The sequence below is a fragment of the uncultured Acidovorax sp. genome, from assembly GCF_964021665.1.
Classification (GTDB): domain Bacteria; phylum Pseudomonadota; class Gammaproteobacteria; order Burkholderiales; family Burkholderiaceae_C; genus Acidovorax; species Acidovorax temperans.
This window is the reverse complement of the sequence record NZ_CAXIAK010000140.1, coordinates 1-5,271: the sequence shown is the minus strand read 5'-3', so window position 1 is coordinate 5,271 and position 5,271 is coordinate 1. Positions and strand designations below refer to the sequence as shown.

Sequence of the window (5,271 nt, the reverse complement as noted above, 5' to 3'; positions counted from 1 at the left end):
CCGAGTTCCTGGTCAAGCTGGTGGGCGAAAAGTACCAGATCGACCTGGTCTCTGCCCCCTACCGCGGCAGCGCGCCCATGATGGCTGACATGCTGGGCAACCAGATCGCGGCGGGTGTGGGCTCGGTGCAGGATTTCATCGAGAACCACAAGGCAGGCAAGGTGCATGTGGTGGCCGTACTGGGCACCCGCCGCCAGGCCGCCATGCCCGATGTGCCCACGTTTGATGAGCTGGGCCTCAAGGGCTTTGAAGACCTGCCGTATTACGGCATCTACGCCCCCGCAGGCACGCCGCAGAAGTTCGTGGTGGACTTCTCCAACGCGCTGGCCAAGGTGGTCGCGCAGCCGGATGTACACAGCCAGCTCACCACCATGGGGCTCACCGTGGGGTACATGACCCCGCAGCAACTCACCAACCGCCAGAACGCCTACACCCAGGCCTGGTCGCGCATCATCAAGAACAGCGGTTTCGTTGCGCAGTAAGCTGCACGGTGCGGGTGGGGCAGGCCAAGGCCTCCGCCAGCTGGGTTTGAAGAAAAAAGAGCTGCTATCGCTTATGGGTAAAGCGCTGGCAGCTATTTTATTGATAGCGCTTGCGGCAAGCGTCTATCCGCCTGCTGGCTGCATGCTGGTCAGAGCATGCGTTCGCGCTGCTGCTCGGCGCGCGACGCGCCGATGGCGGTTTCCACATTCTTGACCTCTTCGGGCGGCGGCAGCACCGCTGGCAGGCCCAGGGCCTCGATGGCCAGTTCGCGGCACCAGCCCTTGGTGTGGTACAGGTGGTGGTCTTCGTCTTTTTCCACCGCTTCGTGGGCTGCTTTCAGGGCCCGGCCCAGATCGCCCGTGGCCACTTCGGCCACCTTGCCCAGCAGCTCCCAGTTGGCGTGGTCTTTAGTTTCTGCGTGCACCACACATTCACAAGCCACCAGCTGGGCGGCGGCGGGATCGCCCCCTTGCTTGGCCAGCTGCATGGCTTTGACCAGCGACTCTCCAATGTGCTTGACCACCCGGCGCGTGGGCGACTGGGTGTCGGGGTCCAGCCCCAGGGTGTCGCACAGGCTGCGCACCACGTCCTGGTGGGTCAGGGTTTCTTGCAGATAGCCTTCCCATTCTTCCTTCAGGTCGGGGTTCACGGCGCAGGTGAGTGCGGTGCGGTACACCTGCTCGCCGCCGAGTTCGGTTTCCATCATTTGCAGCACCAGGTCGTTGAGCTGCTGGCTGTCGTAACGGGCTTTGGACATGGTTTCTCCTTGAGCGGGTTGTTGGTGGGTTAAGCAAGGGTGCGCACTTTGGGTTCGCGGGCCCATTGGCGGGTTTGCGCCGCGGCGATGAAGCCATCGGCATCGGCGGGGGCCACGACGCCCGCATCGGGCTCGATGCCACCGGCCTGCAAGATGGCCTGCGTGCCCTTGCAGGCGGCAATGGCCTTGAGGTGGCCGAAGGCGTCGCGGAACCAGTCCACGGCCGCGGCTTCTTTGGCCAGTTGCTCGCCCATCTCGGGCGACAGGATGGAGGCCACGGCGTCAAACACCACCGACGGCGTGCCCTGCAACTGGCCATCAGCGGGCAGCAGCGTGCCATCTTTCAGCACCGCGCCGCCCACCTTGGGCGCAACGATCTTGACCGTGGCGCCTGCTTTCTCCAGCGCCTTGCGCAGGTTGGCCACCGTGGTGCCGTTAGAGCCATCGGCCACCAGGATGCCAATGCAGCGGCCCTGCAGCGTGGGCTTCATGCGGTCGATGATGCGCAGCGCGGGCGACAGTGGCAGGTCTTGCACCGGCTCGGCAGCGGGTGGGGCCGGGGGCAGCGCCTGCAGGCCCAGGCCGGCTGCCACGCGCTGGGCCAGCTCAGGGTCCACATGCAGCAGCTGGCCCACCACCGCCTCGCGCACATGCGGTGTCTCCACCTTCGACAGCTCAAACACCAGCGCCGACGCCATGTGCGCCTGCTCCAGCGGGCTTTGGCTGCGGTAGAACATGCGCGCCTGGCTGTAGTGGTCGGCAAAGCTTTCGGGGCGGATGCGGCCCTTGCCCCGGCCACTGCCATCGTCGCCCTGCGCAAAGTGGCGGAACCCCCGCGCCAGCGAAGCGCGCGGCGTGTCGCCCTGCAGGCTGCTGGGCTCGTAGTTCACGCGGCCTTTGGGCACCTGCATCTGCATGTGGCCATCGCGCTGCATGTGGTGGAACGGGCACTTGGGTGCGTTGATCGGGATCTGCGCAAAGTTCGGCCCGCCCAGGCGTGAAAGCTGGGTGTCCAGGTACGAAAACAGGCGGCCTTGCAGCAATGGGTCGTTGCTGAAGTCGATGCCCGGCGGCACGTTGGCGGGGCAGAAGGCCACCTGCTCGGTCTCGGCAAAGAAGTTGTCGGGCCAGCGGTTGAGCACCATGCGGCCAATCGGCTGCAGCGGCACCAGCTCCTCGGGGATGAGCTTGGTCGGGTCCAGGTGGTCGAAGGGGAAGCGCTCGGCGTCTTCCTCGGTGAAGAGCTGCACCGACAGCTCCCACTCCGGGAAGTCGCCGGCCTCAATCGCTTCAAACAGGTCGCGGCGGTGAAAGTCGTTGTCGGCCGCCTGCAGCTTCATCGCTTCGTCCCACACGGTGGATTGGATGCCCAGCTTGGGCCGCCAGTGAAACTTCACGAACGTGCTTTCGCCCGCCGCATTGATGAGGCGGAAGCTGTGCACGCCAAAGCCCTCCATGGTGCGCAGGCTGCGCGGCAGGGTGCGGTCGCTCATGGCCCACATCACCATGTGCATCGACTCAGGCATCAGCGAAACAAAGTCCCAGAAGGTGTCGTGGGCGCTCGCGGCCTGGGGGAAGGCGCGGTCCGGCTCCATCTTCACGGCGTGCACCAGGTCCGGGAACTTCATCGCGTCCTGGATGAAGAACACCGGAATGTTGTTGCCCACCAGGTCCCAGTTGCCCTCGGGCGTGTAGAACTTCACGGCAAAGCCGCGCACGTCGCGCGGTGTGTCCACCGAGCCTGCACCGCCCGCCACGGTGGAAAAGCGCGTGAACACAGGCGTCTGCACGCCCACTTCGGTCAGCACCTGGGCCGTGGTGTATTTCTTGAGCGAATGCGTCAGCTCGAAAAAGCCATGCGCGCCCGAGCCACGGGCGTGCACGATGCGCTCGGGAATGCGTTCGTGGTCAAAGTGCGTGATCTTCTCGCGCAGGATGAAATCTTCCAGCAGCGCGGGCCCGCGTGGCGAGGAGCGCAGAGAGTTCTGGTTGTCTGCCACCGCAATGCCCTGCTGCGTGGTCAGCACCGGGTGTTTGCCACCGGCCTGCTGTTGCAGCTCACCGGCGTTGCCGCGAAAGGTTTCAGACTGGGTGGAAGAGGGCAGTGCAGACGGCGATTTTGGTGCCGCGCCGCGCGAAGTGGGGGTTCGTGCCATGGGCGCTCCTGAAGGTTGGGATATCAGAAAAAAGGACAGCCCCCATCGTTGGATCCCAGCGCTTTGCCACGCGTAGGACACAGCCCCATGTGCGCGTCGTCGTGCTCAGGCAATGGCCGGTGGGCGCCGCAACGCACGCCGGCTGGTGTTTGCTACGCTTGGCGCCCACCGCGTTGATTGCGGCTGGCGCCATCGACATTTCTGCCCTTGCTCTGCTGACCCATGTTCTACGCCATCCCCCTCGAAAGCCGGCCCACCTGGCGCAACCCGCCGTGGATGACCGTGCTGCTGATCTTGGTGAACATGCTCGTGTTCTGGGGCCCGCAGCGCACCGAGGAAAACGCGCGCGACCGCGCCGCCGCCTTCTACATCGCCAGCCCCTTGCCCGCCATTGAGGTGCCGCGCTTTGTGGCGTGGCTGGAGGAGACGGGCGACAAGCATTTGCCCCAGGCGCGCGCGCTGCAAAAGGCGGGCAACCAGCGTGCGCTGCTGGCCTGGATGGAGCACGAAGACGACTTTCAGCAGCGGCTGCGCAGCCCCCGTTTCGTGCCTGCAGAAGACCCCCAGCACGCGGACTGGACTGCAGCCCGCGCGCAGTACGAATCCCGCCTGCCTGCTCCCTTCACCCGCCACTGGGCCATGGACTACGGCAAGGACGCCGAATTCCGCCCTATCACCTGGCTCACGGCCACCTTCCTGCACGGCAGCACCGGGCACTTGCTGGGCAACATGCTGTTTCTCTTCCTGTTCGGCTTCTCGGTCGAGCTGGCACTGGGGCGCACCACCTACCTCGCGTTCTACCTGCTGGGCGGCCTGGGGGGCTCGGCCCTGTCGGCCTGGGCGTATGGCGGCACTGGCAGCTATGGCCTGGGCGCTTCGGGGGCGGTGTCTGCGTTGATGGGCATGTATGCCGTGCTGTACCGGCTGCGGCGCGTGCGGTTTTTCTACCAGCTGTTTTTCTATTTCAACTACGTCACGGCCCCGGCCTTGCTCCTGCTGCCCGCGTGGATTGCCAACGAGCTGTTGCAGCACTGGCTCAGCGGCCGAGGTGTGGCCTACATGGCGCACCTGGGTGGCTTGCTCGCAGGGGCTTCGCTGATGGCCCTGGTGATGCTGGTACGCCGCCGCCCCCTGGAAGTGCCCACGGCGCAGGTAGCCGTGCCCGTCGATGGTTTCGACACCCACGTCGCCAACGCCGAGCGCCTGGCCCAGGCCATGAAGTTTGAGCAGGCGCTGCCCCAGTGGCGCGCCGCCGCCAAGCTGCGCCCGCAGGATCAACAGGTGCTCAGCGCCTGGTTCAAGACCGCATCGCTGTGGACCGACAGCGAAGACTTTCACCGCGCCGCGCGCCGCATCTTCCGGCTGCGCGCCCATGACGAGCAGACGCTGCAGTTTCAGCACGCCAGCTACCGCACCTACTTCGACAAAGCCAAGCCCGGCGCGCGTTTGCTGCCGGACGACATGGCCCGCCTGTCCCGCCGCTTTGCGCGGGCGCAGCAGTGGGGAGATGCGGAAAAGCTGTTCAACGCCTTGCACAAGACGGCGCCTGCGCACCCGGAGCTGGGGGAGACGCTGGGCATGTTGGTGGCTGCGCTGTGCCATGCGGGGCGGCGGGAGCAGGCGGCTGTGTTCCGGCCGCAGTTGCAGCAGTTGTCGCCGGGGAGTGCGGCGTTGCAGGTGTTGGGTGGGGTGTAGGTTTTGATTGAATTGGGATCTGGCGCTTGTGGGGTATGCGCTGGTAGCTATTGAATTGATAGTTTGCTGAGTGGCCCGTTCGTCTTTCGGGATTGGTTTGCTGATCTGGCGGCTTGCCTGTGCGGAGGGCGGGAGCCGGGTGTTCGCCCCGGCGGGCGAGGCACTTTTCTTTGCTTCGCC

4 protein-coding genes are annotated in these 5,271 nt (G+C 65.5%); 2 read left to right on the top strand and 2 right to left on the bottom strand.

Features of this window, described 5'->3' with window-relative positions:
• The coding region (locus AADJ04_RS17530; RefSeq protein WP_341240401.1) for a tripartite tricarboxylate transporter substrate-binding protein at positions 1–482 on the top strand (482 nt) is incomplete at its 5' end.
• A gap of 149 nt (positions 483–631) precedes the next feature.
• On the opposite strand, the gene AADJ04_RS17525 is transcribed toward AADJ04_RS17530, so the two are convergent.
• Together AADJ04_RS17525 and AADJ04_RS17520 are read right to left on the bottom strand one after the other, a co-directional pair.
• Complete coding sequence (locus tag AADJ04_RS17525) at positions 632–1,240, bottom strand: hypothetical protein (RefSeq protein WP_341240400.1); 609 nt, start codon at positions 1,238–1,240, stop codon at positions 632–634.
• A gap of 29 nt (positions 1,241–1,269) precedes the next feature.
• Complete coding sequence (locus AADJ04_RS17520) at positions 1,270–3,396, bottom strand: catalase (RefSeq protein WP_341240399.1); 2,127 nt, start codon at positions 3,394–3,396, stop codon at positions 1,270–1,272.
• A 222-nt stretch (positions 3,397–3,618) separates the two neighbouring features.
• Between AADJ04_RS17520 and AADJ04_RS17515 the strand changes: the two genes are divergently transcribed.
• Entirely contained in the window at positions 3,619–5,091 is a 1,473-nt protein-coding gene (locus AADJ04_RS17515; protein WP_341240398.1) for a rhomboid family intramembrane serine protease, read from the top strand.
• Positions 5,092–5,271 lie beyond the last annotated feature (180 nt).